The organism is Bradyrhizobium sp. 76 (assembly GCF_023073025.1).
Lineage (GTDB): Bacteria > Pseudomonadota > Alphaproteobacteria > Rhizobiales > Xanthobacteraceae > Bradyrhizobium.
In genome coordinates this window covers 641,095-665,794 of the sequence record NZ_JADPIS010000149.1, presented here as the reverse complement: position 1 = coordinate 665,794, position 24,700 = coordinate 641,095, and the positions used below count along the sequence as shown (strand labels likewise).

22 protein-coding genes are annotated in these 24,700 nt (G+C 64.8%); 10 read left to right on the top strand and 12 right to left on the bottom strand.

All coding sequences use genetic code 11. The features are described 5' to 3' along the window. Nucleotides 1-26: 26 nt before the first annotated feature. Together IVB48_RS38690 and alr are read left to right on the top strand one after the other, a co-directional pair. Nucleotides 27-1,535 (top strand): replicative DNA helicase, encoded by a 1,509-nt coding sequence (locus IVB48_RS38690; RefSeq protein WP_247408411.1) that lies wholly within the window; start codon nucleotides 27-29, stop codon nucleotides 1,533-1,535. Between the two features lie 51 nt (nucleotides 1,536-1,586). Beyond that, nucleotides 1,587-2,867 carry an alanine racemase gene (alr, locus tag IVB48_RS38685; RefSeq protein WP_247408821.1) on the top strand — a complete coding sequence of 427 codons (1,281 nt, stop codon included), beginning with the start codon at nucleotides 1,587-1,589 and terminating at the stop codon, nucleotides 2,865-2,867. A 12-nt stretch (nucleotides 2,868-2,879) separates the two neighbouring features. Here alr and IVB48_RS38680 read toward each other — a convergent pair whose 3' ends face one another. After that, nucleotides 2,880-3,098, bottom strand: a complete 219-nt coding sequence (locus tag IVB48_RS38680) for a cysteine rich repeat-containing protein (RefSeq protein WP_247408405.1) — start codon at nucleotides 3,096-3,098, stop codon at nucleotides 2,880-2,882. 40 nt (nucleotides 3,099-3,138) lie between these two features. Here IVB48_RS38680 and IVB48_RS38675 point away from each other — a divergent pair, with 40 nt between their 5' ends. Beyond that, complete coding sequence (locus tag IVB48_RS38675; RefSeq protein ID WP_247408403.1) at nucleotides 3,139-3,909, top strand: exodeoxyribonuclease III; 771 nt, start codon at nucleotides 3,139-3,141, stop codon at nucleotides 3,907-3,909. 1 nt (nucleotide 3,910) lies between these two features. Here the strand turns inward: IVB48_RS38675 and IVB48_RS38670 are convergent, their stop codons facing one another. From IVB48_RS38670 to IVB48_RS38655, 4 genes are all read right to left on the bottom strand, one after another. Beyond that, nucleotides 3,911-4,726: a hypothetical protein gene (locus IVB48_RS38670; RefSeq protein ID WP_247408401.1), complete on the bottom strand. Its 816-nt coding sequence runs from the start codon at nucleotides 4,724-4,726 to the stop codon at nucleotides 3,911-3,913. Between the two features lie 97 nt (nucleotides 4,727-4,823). Beyond that, the gene (locus IVB48_RS38665; protein WP_247408399.1) at nucleotides 4,824-5,192 is read right to left on the bottom strand and encodes a GFA family protein; all 369 of its coding nucleotides are present in this window, start codon (nucleotides 5,190-5,192) and stop codon (nucleotides 4,824-4,826) included. 306 nt (nucleotides 5,193-5,498) lie between these two features. Continuing rightward, on the bottom strand, nucleotides 5,499-6,194 hold the full coding sequence (locus IVB48_RS38660) for an alpha/beta hydrolase (RefSeq protein ID WP_247408397.1): 696 nt from the start codon (nucleotides 6,192-6,194) through the stop codon (nucleotides 5,499-5,501). 164 nt (nucleotides 6,195-6,358) lie between these two features. Next, on the bottom strand, nucleotides 6,359-7,231 hold the full coding sequence (locus tag IVB48_RS38655) for a L,D-transpeptidase (RefSeq protein WP_247408395.1): 873 nt from the start codon (nucleotides 7,229-7,231) through the stop codon (nucleotides 6,359-6,361). Between the two features lie 189 nt (nucleotides 7,232-7,420). Here IVB48_RS38655 and IVB48_RS38650 point away from each other — a divergent pair, with 189 nt between their 5' ends. Then, on the top strand, nucleotides 7,421-8,146 hold the full coding sequence (locus IVB48_RS38650; RefSeq protein WP_247408393.1) for a sulfite exporter TauE/SafE family protein: 726 nt from the start codon (nucleotides 7,421-7,423) through the stop codon (nucleotides 8,144-8,146). 11 nt (nucleotides 8,147-8,157) lie between these two features. On the opposite strand, the gene IVB48_RS38645 is transcribed toward IVB48_RS38650, so the two are convergent. Beyond that, a complete protein-coding gene (locus tag IVB48_RS38645) occupies nucleotides 8,158-10,227 on the bottom strand; it encodes an EAL domain-containing protein (RefSeq protein ID WP_247408391.1) in 2,070 nt (689 codons plus the stop codon). Continuing rightward, complete coding sequence (locus tag IVB48_RS38640; protein WP_035962601.1) at nucleotides 10,227-11,384, bottom strand: ABC transporter substrate-binding protein; 1,158 nt, start codon at nucleotides 11,382-11,384, stop codon at nucleotides 10,227-10,229. Before IVB48_RS38640 ends, IVB48_RS38645 begins: the two co-directional genes overlap by 1 nt. A 217-nt stretch (nucleotides 11,385-11,601) precedes the next feature. Between IVB48_RS38640 and radA the strand changes: the two genes are divergently transcribed. The 6 genes from radA to IVB48_RS38610 all read left to right on the top strand — a co-directional run bounded on the left by radA (nucleotide 11,602) and on the right by IVB48_RS38610 (nucleotide 18,954). Then, nucleotides 11,602-13,047, top strand: coding sequence for a DNA repair protein RadA (radA, locus tag IVB48_RS38635; RefSeq protein WP_007592053.1), 1,446 nt, complete (start codon nucleotides 11,602-11,604; stop codon nucleotides 13,045-13,047). Between the two features lie 166 nt (nucleotides 13,048-13,213). After that, on the top strand, nucleotides 13,214-13,843 hold the full coding sequence (locus IVB48_RS38630; protein WP_027569646.1) for a CvpA family protein: 630 nt from the start codon (nucleotides 13,214-13,216) through the stop codon (nucleotides 13,841-13,843). 27 nt (nucleotides 13,844-13,870) lie between these two features. Next, on the top strand, nucleotides 13,871-15,376 hold the full coding sequence (purF, locus tag IVB48_RS38625; protein WP_007609288.1) for an amidophosphoribosyltransferase: 1,506 nt from the start codon (nucleotides 13,871-13,873) through the stop codon (nucleotides 15,374-15,376). Nucleotides 15,377-15,590: 214 nt separating this feature from the next. Next, the gene (locus IVB48_RS38620) at nucleotides 15,591-16,331 is read left to right on the top strand and encodes an SDR family NAD(P)-dependent oxidoreductase (RefSeq protein ID WP_247408389.1); all 741 of its coding nucleotides are present in this window, start codon (nucleotides 15,591-15,593) and stop codon (nucleotides 16,329-16,331) included. A 78-nt stretch (nucleotides 16,332-16,409) separates the two neighbouring features. Then, the gene (locus IVB48_RS38615; RefSeq protein WP_247408387.1) at nucleotides 16,410-17,558 is read left to right on the top strand and encodes a hypothetical protein; all 1,149 of its coding nucleotides are present in this window, start codon (nucleotides 16,410-16,412) and stop codon (nucleotides 17,556-17,558) included. 169 nt (nucleotides 17,559-17,727) lie between these two features. After that, the gene (locus IVB48_RS38610) at nucleotides 17,728-18,954 is read left to right on the top strand and encodes an ABC transporter substrate-binding protein (protein ID WP_247408385.1); all 1,227 of its coding nucleotides are present in this window, start codon (nucleotides 17,728-17,730) and stop codon (nucleotides 18,952-18,954) included. Nucleotides 18,955-18,995: 41 nt separating this feature from the next. Here IVB48_RS38610 and IVB48_RS38605 read toward each other — a convergent pair whose 3' ends face one another. The 5 genes from IVB48_RS38605 to IVB48_RS38585 all read right to left on the bottom strand — a co-directional run bounded on the left by IVB48_RS38605 (nucleotide 18,996) and on the right by IVB48_RS38585 (nucleotide 24,673). Beyond that, nucleotides 18,996-20,252 (bottom strand): TCR/Tet family MFS transporter, encoded by a 1,257-nt coding sequence (locus tag IVB48_RS38605; protein WP_247408382.1) that lies wholly within the window; start codon nucleotides 20,250-20,252, stop codon nucleotides 18,996-18,998. Beyond that, complete coding sequence (gene der / locus IVB48_RS38600; RefSeq protein WP_247408380.1) at nucleotides 20,249-21,631, bottom strand: ribosome biogenesis GTPase Der; 1,383 nt, start codon at nucleotides 21,629-21,631, stop codon at nucleotides 20,249-20,251. Before der ends, IVB48_RS38605 begins: the two co-directional genes overlap by 4 nt. Before the next feature lie 48 nt (nucleotides 21,632-21,679). Beyond that, the gene (locus IVB48_RS38595; protein ID WP_247408378.1) at nucleotides 21,680-22,231 is read right to left on the bottom strand and encodes a hypothetical protein; all 552 of its coding nucleotides are present in this window, start codon (nucleotides 22,229-22,231) and stop codon (nucleotides 21,680-21,682) included. A gap of 26 nt (nucleotides 22,232-22,257) precedes the next feature. Then, nucleotides 22,258-22,911, bottom strand: a complete 654-nt coding sequence (locus IVB48_RS38590; protein WP_247408377.1) for a tetratricopeptide repeat protein — start codon at nucleotides 22,909-22,911, stop codon at nucleotides 22,258-22,260. Between the two features lie 169 nt (nucleotides 22,912-23,080). After that, nucleotides 23,081-24,673: a class I adenylate-forming enzyme family protein gene (locus IVB48_RS38585; protein WP_247408374.1), complete on the bottom strand. Its 1,593-nt coding sequence runs from the start codon at nucleotides 24,671-24,673 to the stop codon at nucleotides 23,081-23,083. Nucleotides 24,674-24,700 lie beyond the last annotated feature (27 nt).

The window sequence follows — 24,700 nt, the reverse complement described above, 5'->3', positions numbered from 1 at the left end:
CCCCAGAAAATTGCTATCGCTCGACCATGGCCCTGACTGATTCGAACGTTCTCAAACTCGCGCCCGAAGCCGGAACTCCCGCTTATCGGAGCGCGCCGCATAATATCGAGGCGGAACAGAGCCTGCTGGGCGCGATCCTGGTCAACAACGACGCGTTTTACCGCGTCTCCGACTTCCTGGAGCCGAAGCATTACTTCGAGCCGCTGCACCAGACCATCTTCGAGACCGCCTCGAGCCTGATCCGGATGGGCAAGATCGCGACGCCCGTCACGCTGAAGACCTTCCTGCCCGCCGACACCGACATCGGCGGCATGACCATCGGGCAATATCTGGCGCGCCTCGCCGCCGAAGCGACCACGATCATCAATGCGCAGGATTATGGGCGCACCATCTACGATCTGGCATTGCGACGCGACCTGATCGGCATCGGCGAGGACATGGTCAATGTCGCCTATGATGCCCCGGTCGACTTCGCGCCGCGGGCGCAGATCGAGGACGCCGAGCGCCGTCTCTACGAACTCGCCGAATCCGGCCGCTACGACGGCGGCTTCCAGAAATTCTCGCAGGCGCTGACGCTTGCGGTCGATCTGGCCGCGAAAGCGTTCCAGCGCGACGGAAAGCTGTCGGGCATCTCGACCGGCCTGCGCGACCTCGACACCAAGATGGGCGGGTTGCAGCACTCTGACCTCATCATTGTCGCCGGCCGACCCGGCATGGGCAAGACCTCGCTTGCGACCAACATCGCCTACAACGTCGCCCGGGCCTATGTCGGCGAACTCCAGGCCGACGGCACCATGAAGGCGGCCCATGGCGGCGTCATCGGCTTCTTCTCCTGCGAAATGTCGGCCGACCAGCTCGCCACGCGTATCGTGGCCGAGCGCACCGGCATTCCCTCCTCGTCGATCCGCCGCGGCGGCATCTCGGAGGCCGATTTCGAGAAGATCCGCGAGGTCTCGATCGAGCTGCAGTCGCTGCCCTTCTATGTCGACGAGACCGGCGGTCTCTCCATTGCCCAGCTGATGGCGCGCGCCCGCCGGCTGAAGCGGCAGAAGGGCCTCGACCTCATCGTCATCGACTACATCCAGCTCTTGTCGGGTTCGGGCAAGCGCAGCGAAAACCGCGTGCAGGAAATCACCGAGATCACGACCAGCCTGAAAGCGCTCGCCAAGGAACTCAGCGTGCCCGTGATTGCGCTCTCGCAGCTCTCGCGCCAGGTCGAGTCGCGTGACGACAAGCGGCCGCAGCTCTCGGATTTGCGCGAATCGGGCTCGATCGAGCAGGACGCCGACGTCGTGCTGTTCGTCTACCGCGAGGAATATTACCTCGGAAACAAGGAGCCGCGCCCGGGCACACCCGAGCACGAAAAATGGCGCCTGGACATGGATCTTGCGCATGGCAAGGCCGAAGTCATCATCGGCAAGCAGCGCCACGGACCGACCGGCACCGTCGATCTGGCCTTCGAAGCGTCGATCACGCGGTTCGGCGACCTCGCGCCGGACAGCCAGGTGCCGGACCGCAGCGGCAACGACTACTGAGTTCCCTGGGTTGAACCTGACCGGCCTCTTGCGTAAAACGGCGCCATGACAATGGCGTCCGACCCGAAAATCATCCCGCAATCCGGCCTTCTCTCCGCGGAGGCCAATCAGGCTGCCGCGCTCGCGACCTTCGGCGGCGTGCTCACCGTCGATCTCGACGCCATCATCGCCAATTGGCGCAAGCTCGAGAAGACCGCGGTGCCGGCCGAATGCTCGGCGGTGATCAAGGCCGACGCCTATGGCTGCGGCGCCGAGCAGGTCGCGCGTGCCCTGAACAAGGCCGGCTGCAAGACCTTCTTCGTCGCCACCATCGAGGAAGCGCGCAAGGTGCGCGCGGCGGTGCCGGAGCCTGCGATCTACGTGCTCGGCGGCTATTTCCAGAACACCGGCGAGCACTACGCCCAGATCAACTGCCGCCCCGTGATCGGCGATCTCAACGAGCTCGCCGAATGGGACGTGTTCTGCCGCCGGACCGGCTGGACCGGTGGCGCCGCCATCCACATCGACACCGGCATGAATCGGCTCGGCCTGACGCTTGCGGAAGCACAGGCCATCATCCCCCGCATAAACGCCGGCGATCACGGCATCACGCTGGTGATGAGCCATCTGGTTTCGGCCGAGCAGCTCAACAGCCCGGTGAACGCCAAGCAACTCGCGGCCTTCCGCGGCATCGCCAGCGAATTCTCCGGCGTGCCGGCGGCGCTCGCCAATTCGTCCGGCGTCTTCCTCGGCGCGCCCTTCCAGTTCGACATGGTGCGGCCGGGCGCCGCACTCTACGGCGTCAACCCGACGCCGGAGGCCGACAATCCGATGCAGCCGGTGGTCGACCTCAAGGCCCGCATCGTGCAGATCCGCAATATCGAGCGCGGCGAGAGCGTCGGCTATGGCGGCACCTGGACCGCACGGCGGCCGACGAAACTCGCGATCATCGCGGTCGGCTACGCCGACGGCTATTTCCGTGCCGCAAGCTCCAACGACGGCACCCGCGGCGCTGAGGTCATCGTCGCCGGCAAGCGCTGTCCGGTCGCGGGCCGCGTTTCGATGGATCTGATCGCGATCGACATCACCGATCTGCCGCCGAACGCGGCGCGGCGGGGCCACATGGTGACGCTGCTCGGCGAAGGCATTACCGTCGACGAGCTCGCGCATCATTTCGGAACGATCGGCTACGAGGTGCTGACCAGCCTCGGCCGCCGCTACGCCCGCATCTACAAGGGCGGGAACGTGGTGGAGCCGCTGGCCAAGCCGGCGCCCGCACAGGCGGTCGAGCAGCAGACGCCCGCTCCGCCGCCGGTCGAGCCGTCCGCTAGCCCACCGCCGCTGCCGGGCTGAGCAGCACGCCGCTTACTTCTTTTTCCTGCTGTCCAGCGCCGTCTTGCAGGTTGCGGTGAGCTTGTCGCGCTTGGCGTTGAGGCAGGCGACGATGCCGCCGCCCGGCGCAATGCCGGCGCAGAATTTGTCATAGTCCGCCTTGCACGCGCCGCGCGGATCGGATGATTGTGCCGAGACGCCCCCGGAGAACGCAACGGCGACGGCGATAACGGCAAAGCTCAACTTGGACATTGTTTCTCCGGTAACGGAAGGCAGGAGCCGGTAGCTCTACATGAAGATCGCGACCTTCAACATCAACAACATCAATCGCCGCCTGCCCAATCTGTTGGCATGGATGCGAACGGCGAAGCCCGACGTCGTCGCACTTCAGGAGTTGAAGGCAAGTGATGGCGAATTTCCGGCGGCCGCGATCGAAAAGGCCGGTTACGGCGCAGTGTGGTGTGGACAGAAGACCTGGAACGGCGTCGCCATCCTGGCCCGCAATGCCGAGCCCGTTCTCACCCGCGATCGCTTGCCGGGAAAGCCCGGCGATCACGAAGCCCGCTACATCGAGGCCGCGGTACGCGGTGTCATCGTCACCAGCATCTACCTGCCGAACGGCAATCCGCAGCCGGGACCGAAATTCGACTACAAGCTCGACTGGTTCGCGCGGCTCAAGCGCCATGCCAGAACGTTGATCAAGCAGGATCTGCCCGTCGTGCTCGCCGGCGACTACAACGTTGCGCCTGATGAGATCGACATCTATCCGACGCGCTCGTGGGACAAGGATGCCTTGATCCAGCCGAAGAGCCGTGCGGCTTTTGCGTCGCTGGTGGCGCAAGGCTGGTGTGACGCGATCCGCGAACTGCACCCGGAAAAGCGCATCTACACCTTCTGGGATTACAAGCGAAACCGCTGGCCGCGTGATGCGGGCCTGCGGCTCGACCATCTCCTGCTCAGCCCTGCCCTCGTCTCACGCCTGGCAAAAGCCGGCGTGGACAAGGAGGTTCGCGGCGAGGAAGGCGCGAGCGATCACGCACCGGCCTGGGTCGTGCTGCGCTAGGTCAGCGCCCGTAATATTCCTGCACCGTGTCCCACGCTGCTTTTTGCAGCAGCTCCACCGTCGGTGCGTCCAGTCCCATCGTGTAGGAATTGCCGACCGGCGAGCGGCCCGTCAGCGCGGCGAACGTCACGCAGGTCGCCAGATACGTGCCTGCGGGGCTCGGGTGCCGCTTGTCCGGCGCATACAGATTGAGTTCGGGCTGCAGCTTGCGCACGCGCGCGAAGGCAAGACCTGCTGGGATCACCAGCGCATCATTGGCATTGCCTGCGATCGTGTAGGCTTCGGCCAACGCTTCCGTCATCTCAGGCTTGTCGGCGTAGGCCCAGGACATGAACAGGACCGGCCGCATGCCGTGGGCGCGGACGATCTCGCTGTCCTTCTTCGCGAAGGTCGCGAACGCGTCCTTCAATTGCGGATGGATCGGGCACTGGCTGCAATCCATCATCACGACGGCGTCGTATTGCCTGCCCGGCTTGTTGAAGATGACGTTGTTCTGCTCGTCGAACGAATAGGCGCCGAGGCCGCCCGGCCGCAGCAGATTGTCCATATCGTGCCAATCGAGGCCGGAGCCGCCGATCGTTGCCATGGTGTTGCGATAGGCCGCCTTGTTTTCGGGATACGCAGCCCGCTCCATGAAGGAGAGATGCCCGGGCATGCCGTTGTTGTAGTAGAAGAAGCTGTTGCCGACGAACAGCGCGGCCTTGGGGAAATCCGGTCCTGATGTCGTGACCTTGGGCTTGGTCTGCGCCTGCGCATTGAAGCCGGCTACAACGGCCAGACACATCGCGAGCATCACTCGCGCGAAAAGACGCATCATTGGCTTCCTCCCCTTTTCTGTCGGGCGGAAACAGATCAGCTTTTCAAGAGTGTCTCAAGAGCACGGACGAGCAGCAGACATGCGTGAGAGCGCATGCTCACCACAGATTCTTGCCGTCGATCATGGTCACCGGCACGGCCTCGAGATCGAACTCGTCGAACAGGCGCGCGTTGACGCCGACCCTGGGATTGTCGAAATCGGGCTTGCCGGTCGACCAGTCCGGCGACTCCGAATAGGTACCGCAGCCGCAGCTTGCGCAGAAATGGTGTTTGACCGTGCGGCTGCCCCAGAGATAGGTCGCGACATTCTCCGCGGGCGACAGCAGCCGAAACTGCGCCGGCGTGTAATAGGCCCACAGCGCGCCGCGCTTGGCGCAGAGCGAGCAGGTGCAACGGGTCACGCTCGCGGGCGCCTCCGTGACCTCGAACACCGTCTCACCGCAATGACAGCTTCCCTCGACCCGCATGACCCACTCTCCGTCTTGTCAGGAGATGGTCGTAGCCGGCCCCTGCTGCCAACATGCTGTCAGCAGCGCGCAGCCGGACTTGACCCATGTGCTGCGAGCACCGACTTGCCGCGCCAACCCACTAAAAACATGAAAAACAACCCCATGCACAGTAGCCGACCGCTGGCAAATCAATGGGTTACGCCTGCTCCGAAACGGGCAAAACACCGGCGGATGTCTCCGGAAGCAGTCATCGCCCACTGGACAGTGAACAGGAGAGATCGCCCACGAGCGACCTCTCCTTCGCCTTCAGCGCAGTGACTGCGATCAGCCTTTTTGAACGGCGGCCGCGGCCTTGCGTATGACGTCGATCACCACATCAGGCTGGGACAGCATTGGCACGTGGCTGCTCGCGACCTCGGTCACTGTCGCTCCCATGCGCTTCGAGACCCAACGTTGCAGATCGGGATGCACAGTGTGGTCTTTCGTGGCCAGGACGTACCAGCTTGGCTTCGATCTCCACGCGACCTTGTCCGCGCCGAGCTTTTGCTGCTGGAACAGGTCGTAGACGGGCGCATAATGCGTGGCCCAAACCAGCTTCTGGTCTGCCTCGGAGAGGTCACCTGCGAAGAACTCGGTGCCGCTCGGAAGCATCCAGGCACGCCCATCCGCCACCTCGACGCGAGAGAAAATGTCCGACGGATATTTGTCGAGCTGATCCTGTACGGTTTCGCCAACATCCGGAGCCACCGCTGCAATGTACACCAGCCCAACCACGCGCTCATCCGTGCCTGCGCCTGTAATCGTGGCCCCGCCGTAAGAATGACCGACGAGGAGGACCGGGCTGCCGACACGATTGAGCGTGCGCTTAACCGTCGCCAGATCCTCCTCGTAAGAGTCCAAACCATATTGAACGGCAATCACCTCGTGCCCATCGGCCTGCAATGCAGGGATGACCTTACTGAAGCACGAGCCATCGGCCCAAATGCCGTGGCAGAAAACGATCGTTGGTTTGCCGTTCATGGGAACTTGCCTTCCTGATCACAATTGAAGAGCGACAGGATAGCGAGGCGGTAAGGCGCGTCTTCCGGAATGGCACGGGTAGGTGTGGTCTTTTGAAAATAGCTCGATTGGGCGACTTGACTTGCCTCCTTGTCCTCCGTTGCAGGAGGAGGACGAAGGACGAGTTACTGGGCCTCGGCGATCTTCGGTCCGGATGACGGCATCTGCGCGTGGGTTGCGGAGGGCCGGTTCAACGGGGATGCCGGGTCCGGTAATCGGAAAGCGGCGTCGGCCGGCGCTCCCTGGGGTGGTCGACGGGCAACGGTTGTCGGAAGCACGATCACTTTCGCGCCGACTTTCACGCGATCATAGAGGTCAACGACGTCCTCATTGGTCAGCCGGATACAGCCGGACGAGACCCGCTTCCCGATCGTATCGGGCTTGTTGGTGCCGTGAATTCGATATTCCGTCTCGCCCAGATACATCGCCCGAGCGCCGAGCGGGTTGCCGGGACCGCCGGCCATGAACCGCGGCAGATAGGGCTGACGCGAGACCATCTCCGCGGGCGGATGCCAATCCGGCCATTCCGCCTTGCGAGCCACAGTCTGCTCACCCGACCATGTGAAACCTTCGCGGCCAACACCGATGCCGTAGCGCAGTGCCTGCGCGTCGTTCAGGACGAGATAGAGGAAGGTGTTCTTGGTGTCGATGATCACGGTGCCCGGCGTCTGGCGGCTGGCGTAGTCGACCACCTGCCGAACCAATGCTCCGGGAACGTCGGCCGCTTTGGGCGGTTCGATCAGAGGCGCGGGGGCCGGAAGCGGAGCCGAAGGCGGCGTCGGAGCCGGAGCTGATGCATGAACCGGCGTTGCGACGTAAACCGGAGTTGACGACGCCTGGACTTCGTGCGCGGGCGGCTTTCGTGCCGGTTGCACGTTCGCCGGCCGGGACAGCAAACCGTACCCCAACGCGCCAACGGCCACAGCGCCAATTGCAACTCTCGCGGCCATCGGGATCGCGAAGGTCTCCGCCTTTCCGCGTTTGGCCCGCTTACCCATACTCTTCCCCCAGATCACTATGCCCAAGAGAGGTACCCAGTAAGATTTAAGAAACTTCGAAGCGATTTCGCTCAGACTGGAACCGTCGGCGATGGTTAACGCCGGGCTCTCGGCAAGACAGGGTTCCCTCGCCTCGCAGATCGCCTGCGCCCATGGCCGCGGCTAAACTCCCGATTCGTGGAGACCGTTTTGGCTTTTCTCTTCGTCCTCATCGTCGGCCTCATCGCAGGCACCATTTCCGGCATCGTCGGCACGGGCTCGTCGATCATGCTGATGCCGGTGCTTGTCTATGCCTATGGGCCAAAGGAGGCGGTGCCGATCATGGCGGTGGCCGCCGTCATGGCCAACTTCTCACGAATCCTGGCCTGGTGGCGCGAGGTCGACTGGCGGGCCTGCGCGGCTTATTCGGTGACAGGCATTCCGGCCGCCGCGCTCGGCGCGCGGACGCTGCTGGCCCTGCCCTCGCACGCCGTCGATCTCGCCATCGGCGTCTTCCTGATCGCGATGGTGCCGGTGCGACACTGGCTGGCGCGGCACGATCTCAAGGCCGATCTCTGGCATCTGGCGATCGGCGGGGCCGTCATCGGTTATCTCACCGGCATCGTCGTCTCCACCGGCCCGCTCAGCGTCCCGCTGTTCCTGTTCTACGGCTTGTCCCGGGGCGCCTTCCTCGCGACCGAAGCGGCTTCTTCGCTCGGGCTCTATGCCGCGAAATCCGTGACCTTCGAACGGTTCGGCGCGCTGACCGGCGACGTGTTCGTCAAAGGCCTGATCGCTGGATCTTCGTTGATGGCGGGCGCCTTCATCGCCAAACGCTTCGTGCTGCGCCTGAAGCCGGAGATGTTCCGCGTCGTGATGGACGCGATCATGATCGCCGCCGGCCTCTCCATGCTGTGGAATGCGGCGCAGCCGTAGCCGCGCTGCGCTCAGACCGCAAATTCGGGCGCGATCGACGGGCTATCCTCGATGACGCGGCTCTGGTGGGCCGGCCGTCCCTCGAGCCATAGCAACACGGCCTCGAGTGGCTGCGGCCGATGATAGAGAAAGCCCTGGCCGAACCTCACGCCCATCTCGCGCATGGCTTGGGCCTGCTCGGCGCGCTCGATGCCTTCGGCCACCAAAGTGAGGCCCAGCGTGCCGGCGAGCGACGCGATGACGCCAACAATCGCCTTGTCTTCCGCACTATCGGGGATCTCGCTGATGAAGGCCTTGTCGATCTTGACCTTGTCCAGCGGAAACCGCCTGAGATGGGCGAGCGAGCTGTAGCCCGTGCCGAAATCGTCGAGCGCGATGGTGGCACCCAGGCGCCGCAGGCGGTGCAGCGTCTCGGATGCGCTGGCCATGTTGTTGATCAGCGATCCCTCGGTGATCTCGAGCTCCAGCAACGATGCCGCCACGTCAAAGCGCGCGCAGGTCGCGCGCAGCTCGGCGGCGAACGAATGGTCGGCGAGCTCGGACGGCGGCAGATTGATCGCAATCCGGATATGCGGCCTGCCGGCCGCAGCCAGATGTTGCAGCGCGCGGCAGGCGTCGGTGAGCACATAGCGCGTCAGCCGCGCATTGTTGCCGCTGCGCTCGATCAGCGGCAAGAATTCGCCCGGACCGATCACGCCATGTTCCGGATGGCGCCAGCGGATCAGCGCTTCCAGGCCGACGATGTCGTGGCTTTCGAGATCGACCTGGCTTTGATACCAGACCTCGAATTGCCTCTCGTCGAAGCCTGTGAGAATGGCAAGTTCGAGCTCCCGGCGGCGGCGATAGTCGCGCTGAAGCGCTTCGTCGAGCACCGCAACCGTGCCGGGCGCCTTGCTCTTGGCATGGTAGAGCGCGATGTCGGCGAGCGCCGGCAGGTGCGAAAGCTCGGGATCTCCGGCACGGCGCACGGCAAGGCCGATGCTGGCACGCGGCACGACTTGCTTGTCGTGAAGTCGGATCGGCTCGGAAATCGCATCCAGCAAGTGGCGCGAAAATCTCTGCGCGGTCTCCTCGTTGCTGACCTCGGGTCGAATGACGACGAATTCATCGCCGCCGAGCCGAGCTACCCAATCCTGCGGTTCGACCGCACCACGAAGGCGCTCGGAAATGTGCACCAGGAACTTGTCGCCGGAATCATGGCCAAAGGTGTCGTTGATGCCCTTGAAGTCGTCGAGATCGATGAAGCAGAGCGCGATCAGCGCGTCCGGTGAGCCGGCATCGTGACTCAGGGTCACGAGGTGCTCGGAGAGCGAACGACGATTGGGCAGCCCCGTGAGCGGATCGTGCGCGGCCATGTGGCCGAGCCGGTCGAGCGCACCGGACGTCGTGTGCTGCATGGCGTTGAAGGCATGCGCAAGCTGACCGAATTCGTTCGAGGATTTGACCTCCGCCGGATAGGCGCGGCCGTCCTCCTTGCTGCGCTGGATTGCGGACATCATTGCCGCCAGCGGCCTGCCGATGAAGAGGTTGGCGGAGATCCGCATGGCGATCAGGGTCGCAAACGTTGCCAACAGGCCGACGACCAGCAGCAGCACCAGCCGGCTGCCCGTGTCCGCGTAGAGCGCCGCATGCGAATATACGATCGCGATGCGGCCGGCCTGGACCGCCATGTTGCCGTTGCTGTAGTTGATCGGACGCGAGATCTCCGCGACCGCCTGTCCCACCGGGCGCGCCACCACGCGGGCAATCGCGATTCCGGTATCGTCGTAAACGGCCGCCGCGGCGATGCTCTCGTCGTGCATGATCTCGTTGAGCACGCTCGTGACCTGATCGTAGCGCATCTTCCAGAGCGGTTCGGCGATCAGCTCGGCACGGCTCTCCGCGAGGCGGGCGATGCGCGCGTCGAGCTGCCTGATCTGCGACCAGAAGCTCGAGGCCTCGACGCCGGCGGAGGCGAGCAACTGAACCAGCAACAGAACAGGTACTGTCGCCCAGATCATCGCGCGGACGACCGAGCGCAAGCGCGGCGGCGGCGCCTGCTGCTTGCGATCCGGATCGGTCATGTCGTCGCCGTTTCGCATCAGTCGGCAGCGCCTTCCACAGGGGTCAGCGACGAGATCAGCGCATCGACGGAGAAGTCGTACTGGCCGCAGCGCCCTGCCTTGGCCCTGAAACGCGCGAAATCGATCCGGTCGAAGGCGCGCGTGGTGATGAGGTCGTCGACCGCAGCGAGGTTGTTACGCGTGATCGCGGACGTCTTGACCTCGACACGGGGTGATACGTCCGCAAAATCGCAGCCGTCGGCGTAGTCGCGCAACAGAACGATCGACCAGCCGCCGAGCAGGAAATGCCCGCCGTCGGTCAGAAGCAAGCGGCCCGCCTTGATCTCGCGCAGCGCATCCTCCGACCAGTTGAGGCCGACCAATTGGATGTTCCGCCCGGGCGTGAGGCCGCCAGCGATCACCGCGCGAAGCGCTCCCAGCGCCATCGGATCGTTTCCGGCCCATATGCCTGCGGGCCGGATGTCCTTGCGCGCGGCCCAGCTCAGATAATTCGTGGTGACATGCTCGGCCTCCGACCGCGTCCAGTTGGCGAACAGCATCCGATCCACCACGACGTCCGGCGCGGCGTCCACCGCGAGCTTGAGGCCCGCGTTGCGGGCGATCGAGGCCGGCGTGATCTCGTCGCCGCCGATGCCGAGAATGTGGATCTTGCCGTCCGGGCTCTGCCATTTCTCGGCACGCGCCGCGTCGATCAGGGCATTGGCCATCCGCGCGCCCGCGGTCTGAAGATCCGTCGTGATGTCGCCGAGCCAGGTCTTGAGCTTTTGACGCGGCGGTCCAAGACGCGCCGCATCGTCACCGATCAGCGTGTTCGAGAGCAGCAGCGTCCTGATCCCAGCGGCCTCGGCTGCCTCCATGATCGGAACGGCGGCCGATTCCTCGTTCGAGAGAATGAGAAAGTCGGGCTTGTCGCTGCGTGCCACCACGCCGAACCCGAGCTCCTGCATGGTGCGGTAATTGCGCTCGCTGGTCAGCACCTCGACATGCGCGCCGAGCTTGCGGCCGGCGGCCTGCATGGTCAGCGAAACCATGTCCCAATAGACCTCGCCGGTCTTGCCCGGGTTGACGAAGACGACGTTGAGACGCTTCGCATCGGCCGCAACAGCGCCGCCAGACGGCATCAGAACGCCGCAGGTGATGCCGAAAGCCAGCAATATCCGCAAAAGTCCGGTCATTCTTTTCGCCATCCCGTATTGGTTCCGAAACTGGACCCGCGTCCGCTAACATTTGGCAAAGTCCGGCCTGTTGCGGCGGCATAGAGCTAACAAAGGGTGTATCAGGCCTGCCGAACTGCGATATGCGGTCCGCTCGGACTCACGCTCTCGACCCGTCATTCCGTGCTATCAGCAAACCTGAAACCCCCGACTCGCTGTCCCCGGACTCGCTGTCCCCATGGCCAAGAACACGCTTTCCTTCGTCTGCCAGAACTGCGGCGCGGCCTATAACCGCTGGCAGGGCAAGTGCGAGTCCTGCGGCGAGTGGAATACGCTCGCGGAGGAGGACACGACCGGCAGCGTGCCGGTGTCGATCCGCTCCAAACGCAAGGGGCGGACGTTCGCGCTGGAGAGCCTGTCCGGAAAAACCCAGGACGCCCCGCGTCTGTCCTCGGGCATGACGGAGCTCGATCGCGTCACCGGCGGCGGCTTCGTGCGCGGCTCGGTGCTTCTGGTCGGCGGCGATCCCGGCATCGGCAAGTCGACGCTGCTGACGCAGGCCACAAGCCTGCTCGCGCGCGCCGGTCACCGCGTCGTCTACATCTCCGGCGAAGAGGCGGTCGCACAGGTGCGGTTGCGCGCGGAGCGGCTCGGGCTGTCGGATGCGCCGGTGCAGCTCGCCGCCGAGACGTCGGTCGAAGACATCGTGTCGACGCTGTCCGAGGGCGCGGTGCCCCGGCTGATCGTGATCGATTCGATCCAGACGATGTGGACCGACACGGTGGAATCGGCGCCTGGCACGGTCACCCAGGTGCGCGCCTCGGCACAGGCCCTGATTCGTTTTGCCAAAAGGACCGGCGCGGCCATCATCCTGGTCGGCCATGTCACCAAGGACGGACAGATCGCAGGCCCTCGCGTGGTCGAGCACATGGTCGATGCGGTGCTGTCGTTCGAGGGCGAAGGCTCGCAGCAATTCCGCATCCTGCGCGCCGTGAAGAATCGTTTCGGGCCGACCGACGAGATCGGCGTGTTCGAGATGACCGGGCTTGGCCTGCGCGAAGTCACCAACCCCTCCGAGCTGTTTTTGTCCGAGCGCGATCTCGGCACGCCCGGCACCGCAGTCTTCGCGGGCATCGAGGGCACAAGGCCCGTTCTGGTCGAATTGCAGGCGCTGGTGGCGCCGACCTCGCTTGGCACGCCGCGCCGGGCCGTGGTCGGCTGGGATCCGAGCCGGCTGTCGATGGTGCTGGCGGTGCTGGAAGCCCATTGCGGGGTCAAGCTGTCCGGCCACGACGTCTATCTGAACGTCGCGGGCGGCCTGCGCATCCACGAGCCCGCGGCTGATCTGGCCGCCGCGGCTGCGTTGGTGTCCTCGCTGGTTAATGCGCAGTTACCCACCGATGCGGTCTATTTCGGTGAGATCTCGCTCTCCGGCGTGGTGCGCCCGGTGGCGCAGACCCCGGCCCGGCTGAAAGAAGCGGCAAAACTCGGCTTTCAGCGCGCCGTGCTGCCCGAATCGGCCCGGGGCGAAGCCGCCGGCGATGCCGGCCTGTCGCTGAACGCGATCAACAGCCTGACCACGCTGGTCGCCGAGATCGCCGCCCGCGGCTCCCGGCGGGGCGACTCGAGCGCACCGGCAGAGAAAAATGCCACACCGGCAAGATTCCGCCGTGGAGAGGGTTAGCCGGTGGTGACGTCCCCCGCCCTCGCCGCTATACAGCCGTCACAAAAGCAGCATGGGATTGCGTGGTTGCGGCCTTGCCGGGAACGTCGTCTGGCCCTCACTTAGGGGCGGCGGCCAAACACCGATTCGCTGAGCACCTTGAAGTACGAGCGGACCAGACCAGCCGATGCCAGTAACCATCCTCGACCTGATCCTGCTCGGTGTGATGCTGATTTCGGGCCTGCTCGCCATGGTTCGCGGCTTCATGCGCGAAATCCTGTCGATCGCGGCCTGGGGCACGGCGGCGATCGTCACCCTTTATTCGTTCTCGAAGCTGCTGCCGACCGCAAAGACCTATTTCAACAACGATACCGTCGCGAGCGTGGTCGTGGTCGCCGGCGTGTTCGTAGGCACCCTGGTCGTGGTCTCCGTGATCACGGTCCGGATCTCCGACATGATCCTGGATTCGCGCATCGGCGCGCTGGACCGCACCCTCGGCTTTCTGTTCGGGCTGGCGCGCGGGCTTTTGATCGTCGTGGTCGCCTTCCTGTTCTTCACCTGGCTGGTGCCGGACAAGCAGCGCCCGGATTGGGTCACAGGGGCCAAATCCCGCGTGGTGCTGCAGGGAACCGGCGATTGGCTGATGGCCCTCTTGCCTGACGACCCCGAGAACACCATCTTGAAGAGATTCAAGAAAAACAAACCAGATGAAGAGCAAACTGATTCCGAGCAGCAGCCTTCGGGCAGTGCCGACGGATACAGCAAACCGGCTCGTGACAGCCTTAAAAAGCTGATCGAGAAACCCGCGGCGCGTTGATAAGCCCTAACGAGAGGCTCGGACGAGATGCGAAATCCTGACCAGGACGCCCTACTTGATCTCGGCCCGGCCGCGCTGGAACTTCAAGACGATCTGGAGGGGGATACGCTGCGCGAGGAATGCGGCGTCTTCGGCATCTACGGCCACCCAGATGCCGCCGCCATCACGGCGCTCGGCCTCCACGCCCTTCAGCACCGCGGCCAGGAAGCCGCCGGCATCGTCTCCTATGACGGCGGCCGCTTTCATTCGGAACGCCGCCTCGGCCTCGTCGGTGACACCTTCTCCCGCCGTGAGGTGATCGACCGCCTGCCCGGCACAATGGCGGTCGGCCATGTCCGTTATTCCACCACCGGCGCGACCATCCTGCGCAACGTGCAGCCGCTGTTCGCCGAATTGAATGCCGGCGGCCTTGCGGTCGCCCACAACGGCAATCTCACCAACGGCCTGACGCTGCGCCGCGAGCTCGTGAAGAACGGCGCGATGATGCAGTCGACCACCGACACCGAGGTGATCCTGCATTTGGTCGCGCGCTCCAGGCGCAGCCGTTTCATCGAGCGCTATATCGACGCGCTGCGCGAGATCGAGGGCGCCTATGCACTGGTGTCGCTGACCAACAAGAAGCTGGTCGGCGCGCGCGATCCGCGCGGCATCCGTCCGCTGGTGCTCGGCGAACTCGATGGTTGCCCGATCCTGACCTCCGAGACCTGCGCCCTCGACATCATCGGCGCACGCTTCGTCCGCGACATCGAGCCCGGCGAGGTCATCGTGTTCGACGAGAACGGGCAGGACATCCACAAGCCGTTCCCGCCGATCGCGCCGCGTCCCTGCATCTTCGAATACATCTACTTCTCCCGTCCGGATTCCATCGTTCACGGCCGCTCGGTCTACGAGGTCCGCAAGGCCTTCGGTGCGCAGCTTGCGCGCGAGAGCCACGTGCCGGTCGATGTGGTGGTGCCGGTGCCGGACTCCGGCGTGCCCGCCGCGGTCGGCTACAGCCAGCATTCCGGCATCCCGTTCGAACTCGGCATCATCCGCAACCACTATGTCGGCCGCACCTTCATCCAGCCGACGCAGGCGATCCGCGAATCCGGCGTGCGCATGAAGCATTCGGCCAACCGCGCCGCGATCGAAGGCAAACGCATCATCCTGATCGACGATTCGCTGGTACGCGGCACCACCTCGAAGAAGATCGTGCGCATGATGCGCGATGCCGGCGCCAAGGAAGTGCACTTCCGCCTCGCCTCGCCGCCGATCCTCTATCCCGACTATTACGGAATCGACCTGCCGGACCGTGGTGGTCTTCTTGCGGCGACACATTCGCTGGAAGAGATGCGCGAGATCATCGGCGCCGACTCGCTCGCCTTCCTGTCGATCGACGGCATGTACCGCGCCATGGGCGAGCCGGGCCGCGACCCCGCCAATCCGAAATTCTCGGATCATTGCTTCACCGGGGCCTATCCGACCCACCTCACCGACCAGACCCAGACCGAGCAGCAGCCGCGGCAATTGTCGTTGCTGGCGGAGGCGAGCTGACGAAGGCATGCCATGACCCAGTCGGTAATTGCGATTATCGGCGGTTCATTGCTCATTGGGTTTATCTTCTTTGCCTTTCGACAAGGCACGAAGGTCACTCCCGATGACCGCGAAGACCGTGGACCCTCGGTTGGGACCGGCAACGACTACTAGGTCTGGCTTGTTTTTGTATGGCCAGACTTGTCCCGGCCATCCACGCCTGTAAAACCCCGCCATGACAAATCCTCTCGCCGACCGCATCGCTCTCGTCACCGGCGCCTCGCGCGGCATCGGCTTCGCCACGGCCAAGGCGCTGGCCAAGGCCGGCGCGCATATCGTTGCGGTCGCGCGCACGCAGGGCGGGCTTGAAGAGCTCGACGACGAGATCCGCAAGGACGGCGGCAGCGCCACGCTGGTGCCGCTCAACCTCACCGATTCCGACGGCATCGCGCGCCTCGGTGCCGGCCTGCATGAGCGCTACGGCAAGCTCGACATCCTCGTCGGCAATGCCGGCGTGCTTGGGCCCTCCTCACCGATCGGCCATATCGAGCTGAAGGCCTTCACCGACGTGATGGCGGTCAACGTCTCCGCGAACTTCCAGCTGATCCGCTGCATGGAGCCGCTTCTGAAGCAGTCCGACGCCGGCCGCGCCGTGTTCGTCACTTCCGGCGCCGCCAACAAGGCGACCGCTTATGTCAGCCCCTACGCCGCCTCCAAGGCGGCGCTGGAGACGCTGGCGCGCGCCTGGGCGCAGGAGACCGCGAACACCAAGCTGCGCGTCAATCTGTTCAATCCGGGCCCCGTCCGCACTCGGATGCGCGCCACGCTGATGCCGGGCGAAGACCCGGCGACGCTCGATACGGCCGAGCAGGTCGCCGAATTCATCGTGCCGATGTGCGCGCCTGATTGGACCGAGACCGGCAAGTTCTACGACTACAAGACCCGCAGCCTGATGAGCTTCCGCTCTCCGGCCTGATTGACTTGACGGCCTCCCCGCGATTGACTGCCCGCGCTCAAGCGGCAGCAAGCTGCAGGCCAAAAAAGGGAGGTTGCCATGGCACCATGGCGGAATCGCGCAGGCTCTACGCGTGCGCTCGCAAATGTCTCTCGCGCCCTCTCCGTCCTGATCGCCGCCGTGGCGTTCGCGCTTCCGGGCGCGGCGACCGCCGGCGATGTCCCGACCTTCGCGGTCGATGCGTCCTGGCCAAAGCCGTTGCCGAACAACTGGATCCTCGGCCAGGTCGGCGGCATCACCGTCGACTGGCAAGGCCACATCTGGGTGATCCATCGACCGCGCTCGCTCACCGACGACGAGAAAGGCGCAAGCCTCACCCCGCCGCGCTCGAAATGCTGCGTCTCGGCGCCGCCCGTGCTCGAATTCGACAGCGACGGCAACCTGCTGCGATCGTGGGGCGGCGCGGGCGAAGGCTATGAATGGGTCGGCCGCGAGCACGGCATCGAGGTCGACGAGCGCGGCTTCGTCTGGGTCGGCGGCAATGCCGACAACGACAACGCGATCCTGAAATTCACGCTCGACGGCAAGTTCGTCGCCCAGATCGGCAAGATCGCGCCGAGCCTCGGCAGCAACGACACGACGCAGCTCGGCAAGCCCGCCGAGACCGCGATCGACAAGGCCGCCAACGAGATCTACGTCGCCGACGGCTATGGCAATCGCCGCATCATCGTGTTCGACGCGACCACCCTCGCCTATAAGCGGCACTGGGGCGCCTACGGCAACAAGCCCGATGACACCAAGCAGGCGGCGTACGATCCCAAGGCGCCGGTGTCCCAGCAGTTCGGCAATCCCGTCCATTGCGTAAAACTCGCCAATGACGGTCTCGTCTACGTCTGCGACCGCATCAACAACCGCATCCAAGTGTTCAAGAAGGACGGCACCTTCGTGAAGGAGTTCTTCTTCGAGAAGAACACGCTCGGCAACGGCGCGGTGTGGGACATCGCGATCTGGCCCGATCCGAAGCAGACCTGGCTGCTCAGCGCCGACGGCGAGAACAACGAGATCAGGGTGATCAGGCGCGAGGACGGCAGCGTGGTCGGCAGCTTCGGCCACAACGGCCGCAATGCCGGACAATTCCACTGGGTGCATGCCATGGCGATCGACGCCAAGGGTAACGTCTATACCGCCGAGGTCGACACCGGAAAGCGCGTCCAGAAATTCAAGCTGACATCGGACGCGCTGAAATAGCGTCTCGACGCATTTTGCCCAAAAGTTAACGGAGGGATGACGCTGCGACGCAGCGTCATCCGGCTTTAGGCGCATTGCCGACGGCGGTGGGACACGGTAGAGCCATCAGCCGGAACAAGGCTCCGTTCAAGAGGGCCGTCCGCATGTTTGACAATGGAGGAAATCTTTTATGACGACGACGTTCGCGCGCCGCTCTGCGGCCCTTCTGGCCTGTGCCGCCTTCGGTTTTGCCACATCCGCCTTCGCCCAGGACAAGACCGTCAAGATCGGCGTGCTCAATGACATGTCCAGCCTCTACGCCGACATCGGCGGCCCGAACTCCGTGGTCGCGATCAAGATGGCGGTCGAGGATTCTGGCCTGCTCAAGAAGGGCTGGACGATCGACGTCATCAGCGGCGACCACCAGAACAAGCCGGACGTCGGCGTCAACATTGCCCGGCAGTGGATCGACAACGACAAGATCGACGCGATTGCAGACACGCCGAATTCCGGTGTCGCCCTGGCGGTCAGCAATCTGGTCAAGGAAAAGAATGCGGTGCTGCTCAATTCCGGCGCGGCCTCGGCCGACCTGACCGGCAAGGCCTGCACGCCGAACACGGTCTCGTATACCTACGACACCTACATGTTGGCCAACGGCACCGGCAAGGCGCTGACCAAGGCCGGCGGCGACAGCTGGTTCTTCCTGACCGCAGATTATGCCTTCGGCCATGCGCTCGAACGCGACACCACCGCGGTCGTGACCGCGAACGGCGGCAAGGTGCTCGGCAGCGTCAAGCATCCGATCAATACCGCGGACTTCTCGTCCTTCCTGCTGCAGGCTCAATCGTCCAAGGCCAAGGTCGTGGGCCTAGCCAATGCCGGCGGCGACACCACGAACTCGATCAAGCAGGCCGCCGAGTTCGGCATTGTGCAGGGCGGGCAGAAGCTCGCGGCGTTGCTGCTGTTCATCAACGACGTGCATTCGCTGGGTCTGAAGACCGCGCAGGGCCTGACCTTCACCGAATCTTTCTACTGGGACATGAACGACCAGACCCGCGCCTGGTCGAAGCGCTTCTCGGCGCTGGCCAACAAGAATGCGATGCCCTCGATGACGCAGGCCGGCAATTACGCGATGGTGCTGCATTATCTCAAGGCGATGGATGCGCTCGGCAGCAATCCGCATGACGGCGCCAAGGTCGTCGCCAAGATGAAGGAGCTTCCGACCGACGATCCGCTGTTCGGCAAGGGTCCGCTGCGCGAGGACGGGCGTCGTCTCATCCCGGCCTATCTGTTCGAGGTGAAGAAGCCCGAAGAATCGAAGGGACCGTGGGATTACTACAAGCAGATCGCCACGATCGCGGCGGAAGATGCGGCCAAGCCGCTCAAGGACAGCGAGTGCCCGCTGGTGAAGAAGTAAACGAGGCTTTGTAGGGTGGTTTGCCGAAGGCGTAACCCATCCTACGATTCTGATGTTGCCGCGCCCAGCGCCCGCACAGCAATCGCCACGCACGCCACCATCAGCACCGCCGCGAGCAGGAACGGCGCGCCGGGCAGCTGCCACGGCGCGCTGGCGCCGATGAAGTATGAAAACGTCAGCGTGAACAGGAACGGGCCGACGAGCTGCGACACGCTCTGCACGCTCGCGGTCGCGCCCTGCAACTGGCCTTGCTGATAGGGCGCGACCAGCCGGGTCATCAGCGATTGCATGGCGGCGCCCGAAATGCCCCACAGCGACATCACGGGAATGCCGATCCAGAACAGCGGCCCGGTCGGCGCCGCGCCGAAGATCACGAAGCCGATCGCGCCACAGCACAGGCCCATCAACAACGCATTGCGCTCGCCGAGCACACGCACGATCGGGCCGATCGCGAGCCCCTGCACCACCAGGGCGCAGACGCCGACCATCGCCAGCGTCAATCCCACGGTCTTCGAATCCCAGCCGTAGCGATAGGTCGCGTAGAGCACGAAGGTCGAGGGCAGCACGACATGCGCGACCTGCGCGATGAAGTTGACGACGGACAACGCGGCGAGCACCGCATTGGAACGCAGCAGGCGGAGCGCACCGAGCGGATTGGCGCTCCTCCAGCGGAACGGCGCGCGCTTGTCCGGCGCCAGCGATTCCGGCAGGACGAAGAGCCCATAGAGCGCATTGGCAAAGCTTAAGGCCGCCGAGGCCCAGAACGGCAGGCGCGGATCGATATCGCCGAGCAGGCCGCCCAGTGCCGGGCCCAGCACGAAGCCGGCGCCGAAGGCAGCGCCAATCCTGCCGAACACCGCCGCGCGCCGCTCCGGCGGCGTGATGTCTGCGATATAGGCAAAGGCGGTCGAGATGCTGGCCGAGGTGATGCCCGAGATGACGCGGCCGACGAACAGCCAGACCAGCGACGGCGCCAGCGCCATTAGCACATAATCGGCCGCGAGCCCGAAATTCGACAGCAGCACCACCGGCCGCCGCCCGAAGCGATCCGACAGCGCGCCAAGCACCGGCGAGAACACGAACTGCATCAGCGCCCAGGCGGTGCCGAACAGCCCGAAGATGCGGGCCGCATGCGCCGTGTCGTTATCGACGAAGCTCTCGATCAGTTTCGGCAGGATCGGCATGATCACGCCGAGCGCGAGCATGTCGAGCAGGATCGTGACGAAGATGAAGGCGACCGCACCGCGCCGGACTGGCGCTGCGCCCTGCGCCATCGCCTCGCCGGCGTCGTTGCTCACGACGGCCGCTTGCGCTTGTGGGCGAACGGATTGGCCTTCTCGCGCAAGGTGATGCGCACCGGTGTGCCCGGCAGCTCGAAGGCCTCACGCAGCGAATTGGTGAGGTAGCGCAGATAGGACTGCGGCACCGCATCCGCACGCGAGCAGAACAGCACGAAGCTCGGCGGGCGGGCCTTGGTCTGCGTGATGTAGTTCAGCTTGAGTCGTCGTCCGGACACGGCCGGCGGCGGATTGGCCTGGACCGCCTCCTCGAACCAGCGATTCAGCGCCGCGGTCGACACACGCCTGTTCCAAAGCGCATAGGCATCCTGGATCGCCTGCATCAATCGATCGATGCCCTCGCCCACCAAGCCGGAGACGGCGACGATCGGCACGCCCTTGATCTGCGGCAGCAAGTGATCGGCATCGCGGCGCAGGTTCGAGATCGCGCCGCCACCCTTGCTCTCCATCAGGTCCCATTTGTTGACGGCGAGCACGACGGCGCGACCCTCGCGCTCGATCAGGTCGGCGATGCGAAGATCCTGCTCCTCGAAACGGTTCTGCGCGTCCATCATCATCACGACGACTTCGGCAAAGCGCACCGCGCGCAGTGCGTCGGCGACCGAGAGCTTTTCGAGCTTCTCCTCGATCCGGGAGCGCCGGCGCAGACCTGCGGTGTCGAACACGCGAAACTCGCGGCCCTTCCAGTTGATCTCGACCGCGATGGAATCGCGCGTGGTGCCGGCCTCCGGGCTCGTCAGCAGGCGCTCCTCGCCGAGCAGATGATTGATCATCGTCGACTTGCCGGCGTTGGGCCGGCCGACGATCGCGACCCGGATCGGGCGCGTGGCGGCCTCTTCCTCCGTCAGCGGCTCATCGTCTTCGAACTCATCCTCTTCCACCGGCTCCGGCATCAGCGGGCGCAGAGCATCATAGAGCTCGCCCATGCCCTCGCCGTGCTCGGCCGAGATCTGGATGGGATCGCCGAGGCCTAGCGCGAAAGCCTCCATCGCGCCGGCATCGCCATGCTTGCCTTCGCTCTTGTTGGCGACGAGCAGCACCGGCTTGTTGGCCTTCCGGGCGAAATCGGCGAAGGCGCGATCGTTGGGCGTGAGGCCCATGCGGGCATCGATCACGAAGAACAGCGCGTCGGCCTGTGCGATCGCGGCCTCCGTCTGCTCCTGCATGCGGGCGGTCAGTGAGCCCTTGGCGCCCTCATCGAGGCCGGCGGTGTCGATGATCGTGAAGTCGAGATCGCCGAGCCTGGCCTCGCCCTCGCGGCGATCGCGGGTGACGCCCGGCAGATCATCGACAAGCGCGAGCTTCTGCCCGACTAGGCGGTTGAACAGCGTCGACTTGCCGACATTCGGCCGGCCGATAATGGCAATCTTAAAGGACATGGGTCATTCGTGCGCTGCCGGAGCCGCGCCTGTCAATGAAATGAAAAATTAGCGCGAGAAGCTGCCGCTCGGCATCGGTGCCGGGAAGGCGCCCTGCGATTGCTGCTGGGTGGTCTGGGTCGGTTGCGCCTGCTGGACAGGCTGATCGGGCGGCGGCGCGGTGGTGCGCTTGCGCACGATCTTCTGCCTGGGCGGCGGAGTGGCTGCGGGCGGCGCGACCTCGGGCTGGGCCTCGCCATCGACTTCGCCGGCGGGCGCCTCAGCCGGCGCAACGGCCGCGCTGGCCGGCTGCCTGGTCTTTTTCGCCTTGGCACCCTTCGCCGGCTTGGCTGGCTCGGGCAGAGGCTCGGTGGGCAGAGCCGCGACGGCGGGGCCGTTCGGATCGGGCTGTTGCTGCGCGCCCTTGTACATATCCTTCGGAACGCCCTGCTCAAGGCCCGGCACGCCTTCCGGGAACACCGGCTTGCGGTCGCCCGGCAGCTTCTTCTTGGTATCGAGGAAGTCCAGCATGTCGCTCGGATCGAAGCTGGAGCAACCGCCCAGCACGCCCGTGAAGGCGATCAGGACGGCGGCTGCGATCAAGCGTGGCGTGCGGCGCATATCGGTATCTCGTCTCAGCTCTCGGCTCAGCTCTTGGCTACGGGCGGCAGCAGGGCCTGCAGCGCCTCGGCCCGTGAGCGCAGGCCGGGCGGCGTTTCGCCATCCTCGGCAATCGCGTCGAGCCATTTGCGGGCCGCGGTCATGTCGTTGTTGCGCCAGGCCGACAGCGCCAGCATCTCGCGGGCGGTATGGCGGAAGGTCGATTTGGGCGCGGTGGAGGCTTCCAGCCGCTGCTGCATGTCGGCATAGCCCGCGCTGTCGAGCAGGAGACCGGCGGCGCGGATCTTTGCCAGATCCTGCCACTCGCCGCCTACGCTGCGGTCGGCGGCGATGTCGTCATACAGCTTGGCGCCTGCCTTGGGATCGCGGGCCGCCGCCTCGGCCGCGGCACGCAGCCGCGCCAGAGTGCGATAGCCTGATGGAGCCTTGGCAGCGAGCTCGGTGAAGGCCACCTCGGCCTCCGCATGCTTGTCCTGCTCGGACAGCTCGGCGGCCTTCTCGAAGGCAGCACCGGCCTCGGCAGCCTTCTTGGCCTCCACATACTGGTAAGCGCGCCAGCCACCCACGGCGGCGACGATCAACACCATCAGTGCGATAAAGACGATCGAATATTTGTCCCACAGCTTCTTGAGCTGCTCGCGACGTACTTCCTCGTCGACTTCGTCAAATAATTCAGACACTTATGCTAATCCCATGCCCGTCCGGGTGCGCGCGCCAAAGCGTTCGCGTCAGGAATCCCGTCCCCCACGTGGCGGCGGGGTACCCTAACGATATGGCGGTGGCAAGGCAAAGCGAGCCCGATCAAGGCTTTAACCACCCGAGACAGCCCGGACAGACCGCCTCCCCGGCTCAGGTTCCCAACAGCTCCCGCAGCTGCCGTTTCAGCACCTTGCCATTGGCATTACGCGGCAGCGGCTCCGCGGTGATCACCATGGTCTCCGGGACCTTGTAGTCGGACAGCCGCTCCGCGCACCAGGAGCGCAAGGCCTCGCTGTCCACCGGTGCGCGCGCCACCACCACGGCGTGGACGCGCTCGCCCAGCACCGGGCACGTCTTGGCGACTATCGCGCTCTCGACCACGGCGGGATGGCCGGCCAGCACGGATTCGACCTCGGCCGAATAGATCTTGAGGCCACCGCGATTGATCATGTCCTTCTGCCGGTCGAACACCCGGACAAAACCCTCCGTGTCGACCGAGCCGAGATCGCCGGAATGCCAGAACCCGCTGGTGAAGCTTTCGGTCGTGGCTTTTGGATTGCTCCAATAGCCCTTGATCACGGAGGCACTCTGGATCCAGAGCTCGCCGATTTCCCCGGGCGGCAGCTCACGCCCGTCCGCGTCCATCGCCAGGATGCGCGCACCCGGACACGGCAGGCCGACGCTGTCGATATGGCTTGCGGTCAACCTGCCCGGCATGATCGTGGACGGCGACGTGGTCTCGGTCGCGCCATAGCAATTCGCCAGCTCGAGGCCGGGAATGATCGCCTTGAGCTTCTCGATGGTGGCAACCGGCATCGGTGCGCCGCCAAAGCCGCCGATGCGCCAGCTCGACAGATCGTAGCTCTCGAAATCGGGCTGGAGCAGGCAGAGATTGTACATCGCCGGCACCATCACCGTGTAGGTGACGCGCTCGCGCGCGGCGAGCTTGAGATATTCGCCGGCCTTGAACTCCGGCATGATGATCAGCGCGCCAGCGCAGCAGATCATCGTCGTGATATTGGCGACGACGCCGGTGACGTGGCCGAGCGGCACCGCCGCGATCGAGCGGTCGGCCGCCGTCAATTGCAGGCAGGACACGAAGATCATTGAGGAATGCACGATGTTGCAATGGGCCAGCATCGCACCCTTCGGCTTGCCTGTCGTGCCCGAGGTGTAGAGGATCATCGCGGTGTCCTCCTCGCTCGTCTCGACCGGTGCCGAGGCCGGGGCGTTGTCTGCCAGCACCGCGAAACGCGACAGAGCCGGATCGTCGTCGACGGCGATGCGGTGGATTATGTCGGGCACATCCAGCGCGTCCGGCAGACCCGCCGCGAGCGCCGCCTCGTGGATCAGGATTTTGGCACCGCAGTCGGCGAGGACATAGGCGATTTCCGGTTTCTGCTGGCGCGTGCTGAGCAGCACCGTCACGAGCCCCTCATGCGCGGCAGCAAACAGCAGCAGCGGGAATTCGACGCGGTTGCCGAGCAGGATCGCGACACGATCGCCGCGCTGCAGTCCGAGCTTGCGAAATCCCGCCGCAATCCGCGCAGCCTGCTCGACGGCCTGCCGCCAGTTCAGCCGGACATGGCCTGAGATCAGCGCTTCGCCGTCGGGATTGCGGGCGCAGGCGTCCGCAATCATCGCCCACAGGCTCGACGGCCGATCGCAAAATGCCGGCACGATCCGATCGCCGAAGCGCGCCTCGAACCGCATTGGAGGGATCTGAGAATGCGACCAGTCCATCGAAATGCCTTGGCTTGTTGCTCTCGT